This is a genomic window from Sphaerisporangium sp. NPDC049457 (genome assembly GCF_055586705.1).
The window spans coordinates 241,411-257,410 of the sequence record NZ_JBVJHR010000010.1; the positions used below are offsets into that span (position 1 = coordinate 241,411).

The window sequence follows — 16,000 nt, forward strand, 5'->3', positions numbered from 1 at the left end:
ACATACCGATACGCGCAAGGAGTCCGCGCATGAAGCTCGTCCGTGCCGTCACCGCGATGCTCGTCGCCGGCGTCGCCGTCCTGCTCGCCCCCGCCTTGCCGGCGTGGGCTCACGTCACCGTTTCCCCCTCGGTCGCCACCCCCGGCGGCTACGGCACGTTCGCGTTCAAGGTGCCCACCGAGCGCCCGGACACGAAAACGACCCGCGTCGAGGTCGTCTTCCCGGAGAACGCCCAGCTCACCAGCGCCTCCCTGCGCCCCGTCCCGGGCTGGACGGCCACTGTCGCCACCCGGCAACTGCCGAACGCCGCGTCCGCCGGGTCCGACGACGAGGCCGCCGGCAAGGCCGTCACGGGCATCGTGTGGGAGGGCGGCGCCATCAAGCCCGGCGAGTTCCAGCTCTTCGAGGTGTCCCTCGGTCCGCTGCCCACCACGCCCGGCCGGCTCGTGTTCAAGGCGCTGCAGACCTACAGCGACGGTGAGGTCGTCCGCTGGATCGACATCCCGGAGGCCGGCGCGCCACGGCCCGAACACCCGGCGCCGGTGATCGATGTCAAGCCGGCGGACGCGCAGGCCAACGCGCCCGCCGCGGCCGCCCCCACCTCCACCCCCACCGGCGACGGCGTCGCTCGCCTGCTCGGCTGGGCCGGCCTCGCGCTCGGCGCCCTCGCGCTGCTGACGGCGGTCGCGACCGGGCTGCGCCGGCGCACCCCGGTGCCGGCCTCCGCTCCGCTCGCGGAGGCGGACACCGCCGCGCGGCTCTCGCCATGACCCGCACCAGGACGCGCGGCGCGGGGCTCGCCGTCCTCCTCGCAGGGCTCGCCACCGTCGTGTCCCTCGTGGTGGCGAGCCCTGCCTGGGCGCACGCGGAACTGGTCGAATCCGTGCCGGCCAACGGCCAGATCTACCAGGACTCCCCTCGGACGCTGCTGCTGCAGTTCACCGACCCGGTGACCGTGCCGCCGGACGGCGTGCGGCTGTTCGGCCCAGACGGCGCCCGCATCGGCATCGGCGCACCGGTTCACCGCGTGGGCGACGACACGTCGGTGGAGGCCCCGCTGAACGGGAAACTCGCCGACGGCGTCTACACCGTCTCGTGGCGGGTGGTGTCCTCCGACAGCCACCCGGTGCAGGGTGCCTACACGTTCACCGTCGGTACGCCGGGCAGCCGGCCGGCCGACGTCACGCCCGCCGACGATCGTTCCGGCAATGCCGCGACGGCGTACGGCGCCGCCCGGTGGGCCGCGTTCGCAGGGTTCGCCGTGCTGCTCGGCACCGCGTTCTACCTGGTGTGGTGCTGGCCGGCCGGTGCGCGGCGACGGCCGGTCCGGCGGGCGTTGTGGGCCGGCTGGGGCGCCGGCCTCGCCGCCGCGATCGTCTCCGGCCTGTTGTACGGGCCGTACGTGGCCGACAGCGATGTGGCGGGCGTCTTCGACCCGCGGCTGCTGTCCACGACGTGGGACACCGACCTGGGCCGTGCCCTCGGGATTCGCGTCGCTCTGCTGCTCGCCGCGGCGCCCGCGCTCGTCTGGCTGCTGAACCGCTACCCGGACGCGCCGGACCGCCGCACGCGATGGACGGCCGCGGCGGCGGTGCTCGCGGCCGCCGCGGCGCTCGCCACGACCTGGAGCGTCGCGAACCACAGCGTGACGGGCGAGGCCGGCGGGTTCGCCGTGCCGGTCGACGTCGTGCACCTCGTCGCCGGCTCGGTCTGGCTCGGGGGTCTCGTCGCGCTCGCCATGACGCACGTGCCGACCCGCGACACCGTCACCCTGCGCGTGGCGGTGCCCCGGTTCTCGCAGACCGCGCTGGTGTGCGTGGCGCTCATGGCCGCCACCGGCCTGTTCCAGGCATGGCGGCAGGTCGGGTCGCCGCCGACGCTGTTCGCCACCGCGTACGGCCTGGTTCTGCTGGCGAAGGTCGCCCTCGTGATCGTGCTGGTCGCGTTCGGCGCCGTCGCCCGCGGATGGGTCGCCCGCCACTACGGCGCGGGCGGCCACCGGCGCAGCGGCGGCCCTGACCCGCACCAGCTCTACGCGTTCTACCGGCGGCTGCTGGCCGAGATGACGGTGGGCGCCGTCGTGCTCGGCCTGTCCACCGCGTTGGTCGCCATGGAGCCGGCCCGATCGGCGTACGCCGGGCAGAGCTCGACGGCCGCGCCCGCGAATACGGCGGCGCCCGCGAATCGAGCGGCGCCGGTGCCGGCCGTGCCCACACCCGTGCCGTTCTCGGCCGGCTCCGGCCCCACCGCGCGCGGTGCGGTGCTGCTCGTGGTATATCCGCCCAAGGTGGGGCCGGCGCAGCTGCACCTGTCGGTGCTCGACCCGAACGGCGCGCCGCTCAACGTGCCGGAGGTGCACGCCGCCATGACCCTCACAGATCGGGACCTCGGGCCGATCCCCGTGCAGCTCCAGGGCGCCGGCGGGCACTACATCGGCCAGCTGAACCTGCCGTTCCCGGGGCGCTGGCAGGCCGTTCTCACGGTCCGCACCACGGAGACGGACCAGGCCACGGTTCGCGTCGGGGTCGACGTGAGCGCCTGAAGGGCGGATTCGGACAAGCCACGCGGCACGCGGGCCGAGATCGACACGGCGGTCGCGGACGCGCAGTGCCGGGCCGAGACCGCCGCACGGTCTACGTCGAGGCCCAGCAGCGGGTCATCGACCGCGATCGTGCCCGGCTCGGCGTCATCAGGTCGCTCAGCGCGGCCCGTCTCGCCAACTCCGCGAAGGTTCTCGGCCCTCAGCTCAAGTAGTGAACTCGGGCTTCGGGTTCATGAGGAAGTCGTGGTGGGAGATGTTCCAGGCGTACGCGCCGGCCATGGCGAAGGCGACGACGTCGCCGACGGCGAGTGCGGCGGTGACGTGGCGGGCGAAGACGTCCTTGACCGGCGCCCAATGCCCGCATGCCCGCACGGCATTGCCGATCAGCTCCGACGCGACCAGCCGAGCCGACTCGGCCATCTCGATGTCCACTCCCGCGGTCGTCAGGACCTTTAACGTCACCTCCCGCACGGCCCGCAAGTTCTCCTCGCACACGTTCATATGCACCACAAAGCCGCCTGGCCTGCCGGCCAGATAGAACCCCAAGGCGGCTTCTGCCTGCTCTTCCGTGTAAATAGCTCGATCAGGTAGGTGCCGCCGATCATCACCAGCAGGAACAGCTTGTGCTCCTCCAGCCGGATGTTGATGTGGAACAGCGGAGGGTGAGCGTCGATCACCGCGCTGACCCTTTCGTCTGACTAGGTGATGATCTCCTCGGCAGCCCGTTCGGGCACCTGGACGACGGGTGACTCGGCGGGACTGCGCTTGATCACCTCATCGGCGACAGCGAGGTTGAAGACGTCTTCTCCTGACGGCCAGATAGTCTTTCATAACGATACGTGTGGACCTGATACGCCGACGAGATGGCGGCCGATATATCGGCGAAGGCTGTAGGCGGAGATCAGGGGGCCTTGATGACGGAGCCGGCCGTCGACCTGTTTAAGTTCGTCGCATTACGTTCCCCCGATGAACCCGACACCACCCAGACACCCCTCCGCTACATCAAGGACGCACGCCTGAAGAACGTGCAGCGATACCCGCAGCCCAACCCTGACACCGACGCCGGCGACTTCTCCGGCAGCCCCACCGGCGCCGACATCCACACCGCCGTCAAGAACGCCCTCCCGACCATCGCCTCCGTGGCCGACATCCCCGCCAAGAATCGCGAGATCGCCCAGGCGTTCGCCCTCAAATCCCCCAACCCGCCCACCGAATCCGCCCGCCGGGTCCGCAACCTGGTCACCCAGGTCCTGCGCCGTGTGCCCCAGACGATGGACGACGTGCACGCCGCCATCCAGGATGGCCTCACCCGCATCGACCCCAAACTTGCACTGGCCGGCTACGCCACCGGCGCCCTCGAAACCGACCTGGCCGAGGCGTTCGACGCCCTCTACCGCGCCTACGTCGCCAAACAGGTCCGCTCCCTCAACCTGGAACCCTGGTTTACCTCCATCCGTGTCCTGCAGGCCGTACGCGGCGTGCACCTGGGCCAGAAGGTGGGCCAGACGCTGCCGCCGCTGCCCGCCGGCGCGGTCCGGATCACCAAGCTGGCCCAGTTCCAGCAGGTGCTGTCCGCCTCCCCCGTGGTGCACCCGATGTTCGCCCTCCTGGTCGGCTACTACCGGCCGTTCAACACAGTGCAGCCGGTCGGCATCGGCGACCTGCTCGTGGTCAAGCAGTTCCTGCGCGCGTACGAGCCGGGCGAGATCGCTCACGTGGAGACCGCTCTCAAGGGGGAGGTGCGCAAGCGCACCCATCGCGTGCTGGACCGCACCGAGGACACGCTGAGCCTGACTTCGGAGACCACCGAGGACACCACCAAGGAGCTGCAGAGCACCGACCGTTTCGAGCTGAAGTCCGAGACCGAGTCGACCATCCAGAATGACCTGAATGTGGAGATGTCCGGCCAGATGAGCGGCCGGTACGGGGCGGTGGAGGTGTCGGCCAGCGCGGGCGTCTCCTACAGCCTTTCCACCTCCGACTCCCGGCGCAGTTCCAACAACTTCGCCAAGGACGTCATCGACCGGTCTCTGTCGCGCATCCAGAAGCGCGTCAAGGAGGAGCGCATCACCCGGCGTACGCACGAGGTCGAGGAGACCAACGTGCACGAGATCAACAACGCTCAGGGCACGGGCCACGTCTCCGGCATCTACCGCTGGCTGGACAAACGGTACGAAGCCCAGGTCTTCAACTACGGCAAACGCTTGATGTTCGAGTTCGTCCTGCCGGAGCCGGCCGCGTTCATCCTGCAGGCGTTCGACCGCAACCGCCGCCCGGACGGGCCGCCCGAGCTGCCGCAGCCGCCCGCCCGGCCCAACCTGGTGATCAGCCAGATCACCAAGGCCACCGTCGACACCTACGCCGGGATCTTCCAGCTCGGTAGCATAGGCCCGGAGCCGGCCCCGGGCACGTCCGTGAGCGAGCCCTTCGTCGGCACCGACCTCGGCGACAAGACCGCCACCGCGCACGAGAAGCGCTTCAACATCCCCGATGGGTACGCGGTGGAGAAGGTCGTGATCTCCGGCGCATACGAGGGCGTCCGCAACGAGCTGATGGGCAAGGACTGGGGTGTCTTCGTTTCCGTCGGCGGTAAGACCGCCAAGGCGCAGCATCCGGAATCCGGCGCCTGGGAGACTCACCAGGAGTTCGCCGACACGACGCTGGACTTCGACCCGCCGCTGACGGGTGCGGTCGGTGTGTCGGTTCTGGCCTACCGAGTGGTCGCGTTCGAGGTGAGCGTGGCCCTGCACATGAAGGCGACCGACCGGCTCCGCCGGGCCTGGCAGATCGACGTGTACAACGCGATCATGGACGCTTGGGCGCGGGCGGACGCCGCCTACCGGGCCGAGCTTGAGGAGTACCGGGATCGGCTGGCCGGGTTCAACGTCAGCCAGGGCGTGGTGATCAGGGGCCGCAACGCGCGGGTCAACCAGGAGATCATCCGTACCGAGCTGAAGAAGAGCTGCCTGGCCATGATCGCCCTGCAGTTCGACTCGCAGGCCAGCGACGACATCGCGTTCGACGCGATGAAGACGCGCCCGGAGAAGATCGAGCAGGCGGCGGTCACCAGGACAGAGGTGGAGACGGTCACCACCACCCATCCCGATCCGAACACCACGGTGACGGTCACCACGACCGCGATCGGGGAGAAGGTCACCACCGCGGACACGCCGATCGACGTGCCGGCGGTCGACGTGGCCGACGCCGTCGAGGAGGGCAAGGTCATCCAGTTCCTGGAGCAGGCCTTCGAGTGGCAGCAGATCACCTACGTGCTGTATCCGTACTTCTGGGGCAGGCTGCCGGAGAAGTGGTTCGACGCGCAGCGGTACTACGACGAGGAGGATCCGCTGTTCGCCCGGTTCCTCCAAGCGGGGGCGGTCCGGGTGCTGGTGGCGGCCCGGCCGGGCTTCGAGTCGGCGGCCATGCACTACCTGCGCACCCGCCAGCCGTGGAGCGGCGGCCCCACTCCCAGCATCGACGACCCCCTCTACGTGGCCGTGCACGAGGAACTGCGCGACCAGCAGGACGACCTGAACGGCGCGACCCCGTACGGCGACCCGTGGGACGTGGTGGTGCCCACCTCGCTGGTCTACCTCCAGCCGACCGCCGAGCTGCCCCGGTTCTAGCCCGATGGACACGCATGGCCACCACGAGGTGCTCCGGCAGGCCACGTACGCCCGGCTGGAACGCGCCTACGCCGACAAGGCGATCAGCGTCAACCTCAACGCCCTGTTCCTGGGCAACTGGCTGGCGGACCTGAGCCAGGTCAACGACCCGGGTTCGACGCTGTTCCAGCAGCTGGCCAGGGACCTGCTGGAGGAGGCGCGCGGCACCGCCCCCGGCCGGATCGCCGCCCGCCTGATGTCGACTCTGATGAGCGCGATCGACGAGCATCCCGCGCCGGGCCGCGCCGTCCAACCCGAGCCCGGCCTGATGGACGAGTTCGGGGCGATGCTCCGCGAACAGATCCGGGAGCTGCTGGAGGCGGCGGCCAAGGCCATCGCCGAGGAGCTCTCCCTCGAATCCACCCTGGGCGAGAACTTGCTCAAAGTGGTCCAGGCGGCGGGTTATCTGCGGTTCGCCGTCCCCGAGAGCAACCCCGACGGCCTGGTCATGCCGTACGAGTCCTATATGGGCATATTTCAGGAACTGTGCCGCCAATACTTCCCGCACGAACATCTCGACCGCCCGCTGTGCTCGGTCTCCTACGGTGAGCCGTGCGTAGTCCAGTGGGGTCCCGCCCACGCCCACCAGCGCGACCGCCTGTATGCCGTGGCCCGCACCCGGTCCGGCGCCGACCCGCACCTGTACGACTACCTGGTCGACGACCGCCTCGTCCTGGCCGGCCGCCTGGCCGACATCGACCTGCACTGGGCGAGCAAGGACCTGACGGCGACGCGCACCCTGCCCAGCCAGGAGCGTGACCTGTGGCTGGCCCGCCTCGGCCACACCCTGCACGGCGTGGAGGACTTCTTCGCCCACTCCACCTTCACCGAGCACGCGGTGTTCGCCACCCTCGGCGTGGAGGGCATGCTGACAGCCCTGCGCGAACGCTCGACGCGGCGGGTCGGGGAGCCGGTTGACGAGCGGAAGGCGATGCTCAAGGTGGCGCGGCGGCTGCAACGCTACTCCCCTGACCTCTACCATCCCTCCGCTGGCGACGGCCTGCCGGAGGACGCCGTGGTCACCGGCTACTTCGACGGCTGGGACACGCTCAACTCGCTGCTGCACCTAGGCGAGGAGGTGCTACGGCCCAAACTGCAGGAGTGGGAGCGCCGCCCATACCGCAGCGTGGTGGAGGTGACGATCCGGAAATTCCTGGAGGTGTACGCCGGCGAGACGGTCGAGGACCTGCTGGACCTGCTCCAGCTCAAACCCCTGGACGCGCCCGACAGCCACGAGGCCCGCGTGCGCCGGGCGTTCAACCGCCTGTTCGAGTACGCCGACCAGGCCAAGGCACGCGGCGAGGCCGTCACCGCCGAGACCCTCACCGAATACGTCAAGCGGGACCCGGTGCTCTCCCTGCTCCACCGCGACCTGATCCGCGACGCCCTGGTCCCCGCCGTGCTCGGGCTGATCAGGACGGTCAAGATCCTCAAAGTGGAATGGACGATCTACAAGGCCGTCAAGTCGATCCTGGAGTTCGCCGAGAACCCCATCGCGTACCTGCTCAAGCCGCTGCTGGCGGACGCCGGCTCCACCCTGGCCAAGACCTGGCTCAAGATCGCCGCCGAGCTGGTGGGCAAGGATATGGCCATCCGCCTCAACTACGTGCTCCTCACCGAACTACAGGAGATCTTCCGAGCCCACCGGGTCGGCTGCCACTCGCTGCTGGCCAAGGACCAGCCGACCGAACCGGTCTTCGACCATATGTTCAGCTGCGCCCGGCACGTGGACTGGTTCATCGTCGACACGCTCTGCCGCTGGAGCGACCCCGAGTGGGTCGCCGACGCCGGCGAGAATCGCAAGTGGGTCCGCTGGGACGAACTGCTCGGCCACTACCTGTGCTCACCCCGCGACGGCCGCGCCGCGCCCCGACGCCGGGTCCGCTGGCGGCACGCGCCCGTGGAGCGGGCGTACACGGTGGCCGGCCCTGCCGACAACCTCGCCACGGTCTACCACCGGCTGACGGCCATGGCCGACGGCTGCGAAGGCGTCGCAGACTACGCCGCGTTCGTGGTCGCCAACCTGGACCTGGACGCCCGCACCAGCATCTTCGTCCGCGACCCGGTCGGCGGCACCAACCTGGACGACCAGGCCGTCACCCGAATCGTCGTAGCCTCCGGCCTGGGTCGCCCCGACGGGCCCGGCCACCGGCTGTATCCGGGGGTGCGGCTCGTGCTGCCCGGGTGGACGACCGTGAGCGTCGACGTCATCGACGAGACCACCTGGTTCGGCGACGTGCTCACCATGTCCGAACAGGAATGGACCGACGCCATCATGACGTACGAGAGCAGCCGCCACACCACCTCCCCACCCGCGTTCTCCCACTACACCCTCACCTTCCACGAGAACGACAAGCCGGTGCTCAAACTCATCGAAGACGCGGCCTCCCTCCGGACGAACCTGGAGGACGCCTACCCCCGCGACTAGAGTCACCAGGGCTCGATACGTGATCGCCCACCGGCAAAGCCCGCCGTGTGGCTCGTTCCTCGTTTGACCGCGACGCTGCACAGCCGCAACCCTGTACGCTGCCAGTGCTCGGCGTCCGGAGTGCGGCCGGCCTGGATCATCGACAGCGGGTTGCCGAACTCAGGAAGTGCCTCTCGTCTTGATGAGAGCAGCACTAGAGGTCATATCTTCTTGATGACGATCGTGTTCGGGACCAGCTTCTCCATGTCGTCCACGTCCGAGGTGAAGACGGTGACCTGCCCCTGCTGCTGTCGCGCGATGACGGCGAGCACGGCGTCGATCGCGTACTTGTGGCCGTGCAGCCGTGCCTCTGCCAGGAGCCGGCGTGCCTGGCGCGCTTCGTCCTTCCCGATGTCGGCGACGTTGAGCCGAGACAGCACCCAATCCCAGCGTTGCTCGGTGATCCTGCCGTCGTACGCCTCGACCACCGTCATCGGAGATGTCACCACCTCCGCCTGCCCTCGGGCTGCGAGGTCGAGCCAGGCGATCATCTTTCGGTCGCCTCGCACTGCCAGGGACAAAGCCTCGCAGTCGAGAACGAAGATTCGCAGCGGCTGCCCGTGCTGGTCGCCGCGCTTGCTCACGCGGCCTCTCCTGAGCGTCTCTTCTCTGATGTGCGGCGGCGCTCGTGTTCGGCGTCGAGATCGTTCAGTTCGTCTATCGCCGCCGCGCGCTCTTCCTCGCTGACCGGGCCATACTCCTCCTCCAGCCAGTTCACCAGCTCCAGCAACCGGTCTCGGTCGCGCTTGAAGCGCAGTGCCTCGGCGACGTACGCCGACAGGCCCCGCTCCGCCGCTTCCGCGCGGATCTCATCGAGGAGTTCCTCGGGGATCGTCACCGTTACTTTCTTAGTCGCCATACAACAGACCATACTCCAGGTATCAACCCGCTTACCAGCGTTTCGGCATGTGTTCGTCGTCTGAGCGAGATGGCCTGACATCACGACAGACCAGGGTGAAGACAGCCCATGGTCGACCGGACCGCTGATCGACGAGGCGCGAGGAGGAGTCATCCATCTCTCCATCCAATGGCCCAGAGCAGACGAGGCATCAACCTTCGCCGCCCGGCCCGCGCACGAGCATGGCCTCGTTGCTACGACCCCCAGAGCCGCCTACGCGCGTAGCCCTGATGGCCGCACCCACCCGTGTTAAGGACTTCTTTGGCCATGGAGGGACTGTGGCTCTGGAGGCCGTCCAGGTTGAGCCGGTGATCCCGATCAACACATGTCGGGGCTTGTCCAGGCAATGATCGTACTGTCCCAGGTCACGCCATGGGATCGGACTGATGGGAAGACCGATGGCGATTGGCGAGCCGCCGTGTCCAGCGTATGTACCAGTCCAAGAACGGCACCGGTTCGCTCCAGCCCGCGTGCATGAGGCCCGTTGGCCGGATGTCGGTCCAGGGCGCGGACGGCCACCAGTACATGTCCTCGGCCCATCCCATTTGGGTGAGCCACACAGTGCCGGCGTACTCGCCGTTCATGGCCATCATGCTGATCCACGAGCACCCGTGGCTGCACAGGAACATGGTCCCGGGCGCCGGCTTGTCCATCAGCAATATGGGATCTTCTCCGTCGGCGGCGAGGTGTGGCAACCGCAGTACGTCGTCGCGGGTCACAGGGAAGGGTTCCCACGGGTAGGCGGCGGCAGCGGGTTCCTCGTCGAAGTCCTCGCGCTCCAGTCGGATCTCTTCCACGACGCGACCCAAGTCGAGCAGGCGACCTGGAGGGACTCCTCGGCCGAATCGCAGCAGGAACGCCCGAAACTCTGCGGGCAGCGGCGCGCCGATCACGTCCTCAAGCGCCTGGACCTCGGACTCCGACAGGGGAGTGATCCTGGTGAGGTCGGCAAACTGGGCCAGTTCCGCGGCCATCTCATCCAGGGTGATGTCTGACCGCACTGTTGCTCCCCGGCTGAGGGCGTCACCGGCTGAAGGTTAACGACTTAGAGGGGCCTGAATCTACGGAGGCGCCAGCAGAATGCAACGAATGGTCATGGCCGCCCGGCTTCTCAAATAGGCCCGTGAACGGCGAGAACCCGGTCCTGGGGAAGTTCCGGGACCGGGTCCGCGTCTGATGCGGTGATCATGTACCTTCACCGGGTGCCGTTCCGTCCGGTGTGTGCGCTGGGTGTGACCGGCGCCGGGCCGGCGAGTCGTGGTACGGCGATGCCGGCGTCGCCTTACGGTGCCCCACCCGGCGAACTCTCGTGGACAAAGCGCACTAGCCGGAGCACGGAGATGGGGGCTTCCAAGCCCGGGTCACGCGTCGGCCGGGAGTGGTTCGCCGGTTTCCAGCAGCGTCTTCAGGCTCGCCACCACGTTCGGCCAGCCGTGGCTGACCATCTCGGCCATGCTGGATTCGGGCTCGAAGCCGTCGTGTACGACGGTGAGCTTCACGACCTGCGCGGCCTCCTCCTCGATCGTGAAGGTGACCTTCGAGCGGGCCTCGCCGGACAGCCGGGTGAGCATCTCCTCGTCCCAGCCGAAGCGCTTGGCGAGCTCGGGGGTGATGGCGTGCCAGGTGTAGGAGAGCCGGCTGTAGGGGTCGGCCTCCAGCACGACCTGCTCTGGGTCGGTGATCAGCACGCCGTGGTTGTCCCAGGTCATCGGCGAGCCGACGGACCAGTCGGTGGTGAGCTCCGTGGCCCAGTAGCGGCGGGTGAAGGCGGGCTCGGTCAGCGCCTGCCAGAGCTTCTGCGGGGTGGTGCGGATGTAGGTGGTGTAGACGAAGGTCGGCGCGTCCATCGGGGTCTCCTCCAGGGCGAGTTTCAGGTCGGCCAGGACTTGGACCCTGGCCTGGTCGTAGCGGCTGATCCACCGGTGGGCGATCTCGTGCACGGGCGCGGCGTTGAGGTAGTGCAGCTTCTCCCGGCCCCGTCGCACGGTGGCGACCAGCCCGGCCTCCTCCAGCACCGCCAGGTGCTTGCTGACGGACTGCCTGGCCATGTCGAGTCCTGCGCACAGCTCACGCAGCGTCTGCCCGTTGCGCGCGTTCAGCGAGTCCAGCAACGCGCGCCGGCTCGGATCGGCCAGCGCCTTGAACACCTCGTCCATGCCCGCCCCCGTACCCAGGTCGCCGCTTGATATGCAGCCTTTCGGCTGCCTTTAACTTAGGCAGCCAGATGGCTGCCTGTCAAGCCGCGCGGTGGCCCGTGCTGACAGTTCGAGGCGGTGGGGGAGGTCGCGTTCTGACCGCTCCCCGAGGCGGTCGTGGGCGCCGGCGAGGGGTCAGGCGTCGGTGCGGCGCGGGGGGACGGCGTCGAGAAGGGCGGCGAGTTCGGAGCGGTTGCCGATGCCGAGCTTGCCGTACACCCGGGCTAGGTTGTTGTTCACCGTCGCCACCGACAGTCCGAGACGCTCGGCGATGGCCCGGCTGCTGAGACGTGCGGTGAGGAGGGCCACCTCGCGCTCCCGTCGGGTGAGGACGGCGGTGAGTCGCTCGTGACCGAGCAACGGGGTGACGGCGCCCGGGCATCGCGAGCGCAGTGCGGAGGCCGCTCCAGCGCCAGCGCGGCCCTGCCGGGCAGGCCGGCACGGCGATAGGCGCGGACCGCGCATGTCGCGGTCTCGGCGGCGAGCAGGTGGTGGCCGAGTCGGGCGAGGGCGCCGGTGGCATGCGAGAGCGCCTCGCCGTCCTGGTGTCTGAGCCCGCGGGCGGCCTGGGCCAGCGTGTGGCTCAGCGGTGTGCCGAGAACGGTGCCGAGGTCGTCGAGCCGGCGACATTCGCCCTCTCCGCCGAGGCGGAGCACGTCATAGCGGGCCGTCGCCTCGACGCAGGGGAGCCCGATGCCGCGGGCGAGGTCGGCCGCGTACCGGGCGGCGCTCACCGCGTCGGTGAGGCGGCCCTCCGCCGCCAGCGTCCAGGCGTTGCCGAGGACGGTCCACGGGGCGAAGAGCCGGTTGGCCCCGTTGCCGGTGAGGTCGGCGCGGTCCATCCAGGTTCGCGCCTCGTCCGCCGCGCCGCCCAGGGCGGTGGCCGCGGCCAGTCCCGTCAGGAACAGATGTGTGAGCCGGAGGGTGTCCCGGCCGTCGAGCGAGGTGACCGCCTCGCTCAGGGACCGGACGGCTGGCGGTGCTTCTCGTGAACGCCGGGCGCACCGTCGGCACCGACCAGCTCGCCGACGCCCTGTGGGGCGAGCGGCCGCCGCGGACGGCGGCCAACACCGTGGCGGCCTACGTCATGCGCCTGCGGCGCCGGCTCGGCGGCGACATGCTGCTGACACGGGGACGTGGATACGAACTGGCCGCCGGGGACGGGGACATCGATGCCGGCGTGTTCGAGCGGTCGCTCGCGTCCGGGCGCCGTGAGCTGCGCCGGGGACGCCTCGAACCGGGGGCGACCCGGCTGGCGCAGGCGCTGAGGCTGTGGCAAGGGCCGGGGCCCGCGCTGGCGGACCTGCCGGAGACGCCGGTGCTGGCGGCGTGGGTGCGGCATCAGGAGAACCTGCGTCTCGGCGCGGTGGAGGACCACATGGGCGCGCTGCTCGGCCTCGGGCAGCACGGCGAGGTGGTGGAGGAGTTGCGGCGGCTGGCCGAGCAGAGTCCGTTGCGCGAGCGGCGGTGGGAGCTGCTGATGACGGCTCTGGCGCGGTGCGGACGGCGGGCCGAGGCGCTGGAGACCTACCGGCGGGCGCGCCAGGTGCTGCGGGCCGACCTCGGCGTGGAGCCGGGCGCGCGGCTGCGCGAGCTGCAGCGCGTCATCCTCGCGGGGGACACGGTGGAGACCCCGGCGGAATCGCGGCCCCCGGCGCAGTTGCCGCCGGACGTGGCCGGGTTCACCGGCCGTGCCGAACAGCTCGCGCGCATGGACGCCCTGCTGAGCGCCGCCGACGGGCGCGCGGTGGTCGCCGCGCTGGCCGGCCTCGCGGGGGTGGGGAAGACCGCGCTGGCCACGCGCTGGGCCCACCGGGTACGCGGCCGGTTCCCCGACGGGCAGCTTTACGTGAACTTGCACGGGTACGGCCCGGGCCGTCCGGTGCTCTCGATCGACGCCCTGGCCAGGCTTCTACGGGCGCTGGGCGCGGAGTGGGTGCCTTCCGACGTGGACGAGGCGAGCGCGCTGTACCGCAGCCTCCTGGACGGCAAACGGCTGCTGGTGCTGTTGGACGACGCCCGCGACGCCGGGCAGGTGCGTCCACTCCTGCCCGGCAGTCCAGGCTGTGTGGCGCTGGTCACCAGCCGGGAACGGCTGACCGGGTTGGTCGCCCGGGACGGCGCGCGCTGGATGGACCTCGGTGTTTTTTCCGACCGCGAGGCCCGGGACCTGCTGGCCAACCTGCTCGCCGAACGGGCCACCGCGCACCCGGAGGCGACGGCGGAACTGGCCGCGCTGTGCGGCAACCTCCCGCTCGCGCTGCGCATCGCCGCCGCCAACCTCGCCGCCCGCCCGCACACCGGAATCGCCGCTTACGCCGCCGCCCTGGCCGCCGACAGGCTCGACGGCCTGGAGGTGGAGCGGGGTCAGGGGGGCCTTCGACGCCTCGTACGCGACGCTCACCGAGGACGCCCGCCGTCTCTTCCGCCGGCTGCCCCTGCTTCCGTGCGCGCACTTCACCGCGAGAGAAGCGGCCACGCTGATCGGCGCCGACGTCGCCTCGGCGGCACGCCTGCTGCGCCGCCTGGCCGCCGCCCACGTCATCGAGGAACACGCCCCCGGCCGCTATGGCCTGCACGACCTCCTGCGCACCTACGCCGCCGAACGCGCGGCGGCCGCCGGCACACCAGGCCGCCGGCGCGACGTCGAGCGATGATTCGACCGGGGTCTTCTCGGTTCTTCGAGCTGGACCGTCGTTCAGAGGGGTGGCGGCGCCGGGGTGCCGGCGAGGTGTGCGAGGTGGTCGACGACCTCTGCGATGGGGGCGCGGGCGTCGATCTCGGTGGTCGCCGTCGCGCGCAGCAGCGGCTCGACGACGGCAAGGTGGTGCAGGATCCGCTCTCGCTCCTCGTTCCGCTTCCCGTAGGGGTTGTCGGTCCGTTCGGCGATCCTGGCCATCAGGACATCGGCGGGCGCGCTGAGCAGCACGATATGGTCGAACAGCGGATAGAACCGGCCCTGGTTGGACTTGCAGCCGGCCACGAAGAGCCCGCCGTCATCCGGCCCGGCCGTCAGCAGCGCGCCGACGGCGTCCTCCCGCCACACCCAGTCGGACGACCCGTCAGGCAGCGTCCCCCAGTGACTCCACTGGTCGGTGTCGGTGTCCACGGTGCGGTATCCCCGCAGCCCCAGCAGACGCAGCGCGGTCGACTTGCCGGTGCCCGACATCCCGGTGACCAAGACCTTCGCCATCCACACACGCTATCGAGCCGACGCCTCCGGATCGCCTCCCCATCGGTCATCCGAGGGTGGTTCGGATTTTGGTGTGGGCGACGGTGGCTATTTGGGGGAGGAGGGCCGCGGGGTCGGTGTGGGGGGCCGGGGATTGGACGGGGATGCGGATCTCGATGAGGTGGCGGGGGGTGCGGACCAGCTCCACCCACTGCCAGATCGGCGTCTTGCCGCTGCCGGTGATCATGAAGGCCCAGGAGCGGTCGCCGAGGGGTGGTACGGGGATCGGCCTGACGGCTCCGGATGCGGATGCGGATGCGCCGGCGTCGCCCGTCAGCTGTCCACATGACGCCATCACGCCGGGATCCGCCAGCCTGTCGAGCATCGGCGCGGGTCCGGCGATGACGGTTTCGCTGAAGGTGAGATGGTCACCCGCCGGAAGGTCGGGTTCGCGCCGGTTCTGAGGCGGCCGGTTGGGGGCGTCAGGGCCGTCGCTTCGCAGTTGCCGGAACAGTGACTCGGCGTCGGGTTTCTGGACCGCGGACGAAGGGCGGCCGGGGGTGGTCAGCCGGGTGACGGCGAGTTGGACGCCTGGGATGTCGAAGTCGCGCAGGACGGCCCTCCACAGGCCCGCAGTCAGTCCGTCGCAGACCGACGGACCGTAGATGGGGCTGCTGGTCACGCGCATTGGGAGGAACATCGACAGGCGGTCGATGATGGGCAGTGCGACCGCGGCTCCCGGCAGCTCGCGCGATTCTCGTGCCGGCCCGAAGGCCGTGAGCAGCGCCGCCGCGAGCCGGGGGTCACCCGGCCCCGTGCCGGGGTTGGGCGCGTCGATCGCCGTTCCCCTCCGCTGCATCAAGATCGTCAAGCTGGGCCGAGCCGACGGGGTGGGCGGGGCGGCCCGCGGGCTGCCTGTGCCGGCCGGTGCCATGGGAGTCGTCGCCGTCGGTGGTGGGTTGGTGCCGGCCGTTGCCGTGGGGGTGGTCACTGTCGGTGGTGGGTTGGTGTCGGGTGGTGGGGTGAGGGTGGGGCGGTGGGGTGTGGGTGGACCGGGGGAG

Annotated in this window: 15 protein-coding genes and 1 pseudogene; 6 read left to right on the forward strand and 10 right to left on the reverse strand. The window is 70.1% G+C overall.

The annotated features are described in order from the left end of the window. Positions 1-29 precede the first annotated feature (29 nt). The 3 genes from ACZ6QO_RS18010 (at position 30) to ACZ6QO_RS18020 (ending at position 2,754) form a co-directional block, all read left to right on the forward strand. Positions 30-770 (forward strand): YcnI family copper-binding membrane protein, encoded by a 741-nt coding sequence (locus tag ACZ6QO_RS18010; protein WP_465851929.1) that lies wholly within the window; start codon positions 30-32, stop codon positions 768-770. Continuing rightward, complete coding sequence (locus ACZ6QO_RS18015) at positions 767-2,542, forward strand: copper resistance CopC/CopD family protein (RefSeq protein ID WP_465851930.1); 1,776 nt, start codon at positions 767-769, stop codon at positions 2,540-2,542. Before ACZ6QO_RS18010 ends, ACZ6QO_RS18015 begins: the two co-directional genes overlap by 4 nt. A gap of 65 nt (positions 2,543-2,607) precedes the next feature. Next, complete coding sequence (locus ACZ6QO_RS18020; RefSeq protein ID WP_465851932.1) at positions 2,608-2,754, forward strand: hypothetical protein; 147 nt, start codon at positions 2,608-2,610, stop codon at positions 2,752-2,754. Here the strand turns inward: ACZ6QO_RS18020 and ACZ6QO_RS18025 are convergent. Both ACZ6QO_RS18025 and ACZ6QO_RS18030 read right to left on the reverse strand, forming a co-directional pair. Continuing rightward, on the reverse strand, positions 2,747-3,004 hold the full coding sequence (locus ACZ6QO_RS18025) for a hypothetical protein (protein ID WP_465851934.1): 258 nt from the start codon (positions 3,002-3,004) through the stop codon (positions 2,747-2,749). The genes ACZ6QO_RS18020 and ACZ6QO_RS18025 overlap by 8 nt on opposite strands. Before the next feature lie 35 nt (positions 3,005-3,039). Continuing rightward, positions 3,040-3,219: a hypothetical protein gene (locus ACZ6QO_RS18030; protein ID WP_465851935.1), complete on the reverse strand. Its 180-nt coding sequence runs from the start codon at positions 3,217-3,219 to the stop codon at positions 3,040-3,042. Positions 3,220-3,456: 237 nt separating this feature from the next. Here ACZ6QO_RS18030 and ACZ6QO_RS18035 point away from each other — a divergent pair, with 237 nt between their 5' ends. Beyond that, positions 3,457-6,168 (forward strand): hypothetical protein, encoded by a 2,712-nt coding sequence (locus tag ACZ6QO_RS18035; protein WP_465851937.1) that lies wholly within the window; start codon positions 3,457-3,459, stop codon positions 6,166-6,168. A gap of 4 nt (positions 6,169-6,172) precedes the next feature. Beyond that, the gene (locus ACZ6QO_RS18040; protein WP_465851939.1) at positions 6,173-8,635 is read left to right on the forward strand and encodes a hypothetical protein; all 2,463 of its coding nucleotides are present in this window, start codon (positions 6,173-6,175) and stop codon (positions 8,633-8,635) included. A 200-nt stretch (positions 8,636-8,835) separates the two neighbouring features. Here ACZ6QO_RS18040 and ACZ6QO_RS18045 read toward each other — a convergent pair whose 3' ends face one another. From ACZ6QO_RS18045 to ACZ6QO_RS18070, 6 genes are all read right to left on the reverse strand, one after another. Beyond that, positions 8,836-9,258 carry a PIN domain-containing protein gene (locus ACZ6QO_RS18045; RefSeq protein WP_465851941.1) on the reverse strand — a complete coding sequence of 141 codons (423 nt, stop codon included), beginning with the start codon at positions 9,256-9,258 and terminating at the stop codon, positions 8,836-8,838. Beyond that, on the reverse strand, positions 9,255-9,533 hold the full coding sequence (locus tag ACZ6QO_RS18050) for a CopG family transcriptional regulator (protein ID WP_465851942.1): 279 nt from the start codon (positions 9,531-9,533) through the stop codon (positions 9,255-9,257). The genes ACZ6QO_RS18045 and ACZ6QO_RS18050 overlap by 4 nt, the downstream gene beginning before the upstream one ends. A gap of 404 nt (positions 9,534-9,937) precedes the next feature. Continuing rightward, positions 9,938-10,573 carry an SMI1/KNR4 family protein gene (locus ACZ6QO_RS18055; RefSeq protein WP_465851944.1) on the reverse strand — a complete coding sequence of 212 codons (636 nt, stop codon included), beginning with the start codon at positions 10,571-10,573 and terminating at the stop codon, positions 9,938-9,940. Positions 10,574-10,933: 360 nt separating this feature from the next. Continuing rightward, positions 10,934-11,728 carry an ArsR/SmtB family transcription factor gene (locus ACZ6QO_RS18060; protein ID WP_465851946.1) on the reverse strand — a complete coding sequence of 265 codons (795 nt, stop codon included), beginning with the start codon at positions 11,726-11,728 and terminating at the stop codon, positions 10,934-10,936. A gap of 174 nt (positions 11,729-11,902) precedes the next feature. Beyond that, entirely contained in the window at positions 11,903-12,076 is a 174-nt protein-coding gene (locus ACZ6QO_RS18065; RefSeq protein WP_465851948.1) for a LuxR C-terminal-related transcriptional regulator, read from the reverse strand. After that, positions 12,004-12,609: a hypothetical protein gene (locus ACZ6QO_RS18070; protein WP_465851949.1), complete on the reverse strand. Its 606-nt coding sequence runs from the start codon at positions 12,607-12,609 to the stop codon at positions 12,004-12,006. Before ACZ6QO_RS18070 ends, ACZ6QO_RS18065 begins: the two co-directional genes overlap by 73 nt. A gap of 146 nt (positions 12,610-12,755) precedes the next feature. On the opposite strand from ACZ6QO_RS18070, the pseudogene ACZ6QO_RS18075 reads away from it, so the two are divergent. Then, positions 12,756-13,892: pseudogene (locus tag ACZ6QO_RS18075) on the forward strand (AfsR/SARP family transcriptional regulator); the annotation flags it as partial. Positions 13,893-14,465: 573 nt separating this feature from the next. Here ACZ6QO_RS18075 and ACZ6QO_RS18080 read toward each other — a convergent pair. Further along, positions 14,466-14,960, reverse strand: a complete 495-nt coding sequence (locus ACZ6QO_RS18080; RefSeq protein WP_465851951.1) for an AAA family ATPase — start codon at positions 14,958-14,960, stop codon at positions 14,466-14,468. A 46-nt stretch (positions 14,961-15,006) separates the two neighbouring features. Further along, on the reverse strand, positions 15,007-15,801 hold the full coding sequence (locus ACZ6QO_RS18085; RefSeq protein WP_465851953.1) for a hypothetical protein: 795 nt from the start codon (positions 15,799-15,801) through the stop codon (positions 15,007-15,009). Positions 15,802-16,000 lie beyond the last annotated feature (199 nt).

Excerpts from the sequence above, each read along its gene's own strand:
- ACZ6QO_RS18010 (WP_465851929.1), top strand. The coding sequence starts at position 30 with ATGAAGCTCGTCCGTGCCGTCACCGCGATGCTCGTCGCCGGCGTCGCC.
- ACZ6QO_RS18015 (WP_465851930.1), top strand. The coding sequence starts at position 767 with ATGACCCGCACCAGGACGCGCGGCGCGGGGCTCGCCGTCCTCCTCGCA.
- ACZ6QO_RS18035 (WP_465851937.1), top strand. The coding sequence starts at position 3,457 with ATGACGGAGCCGGCCGTCGACCTGTTTAAGTTCGTCGCATTACGTTCC.
- ACZ6QO_RS18040 (WP_465851939.1), top strand. The coding sequence starts at position 6,173 with ATGGACACGCATGGCCACCACGAGGTGCTCCGGCAGGCCACGTACGCC.
- ACZ6QO_RS18050 (WP_465851942.1), bottom strand. The coding sequence starts at position 9,533 with ATGGCGACTAAGAAAGTAACGGTGACGATCCCCGAGGAACTCCTCGAT.
- ACZ6QO_RS18060 (WP_465851946.1), bottom strand. The coding sequence starts at position 11,728 with ATGGACGAGGTGTTCAAGGCGCTGGCCGATCCGAGCCGGCGCGCGTTG.
- ACZ6QO_RS18070 (WP_465851949.1), bottom strand. The coding sequence starts at position 12,609 with ATGGACCGCGCCGACCTCACCGGCAACGGGGCCAACCGGCTCTTCGCC.
- ACZ6QO_RS18080 (WP_465851951.1), bottom strand. The coding sequence starts at position 14,960 with ATGGCGAAGGTCTTGGTCACCGGGATGTCGGGCACCGGCAAGTCGACC.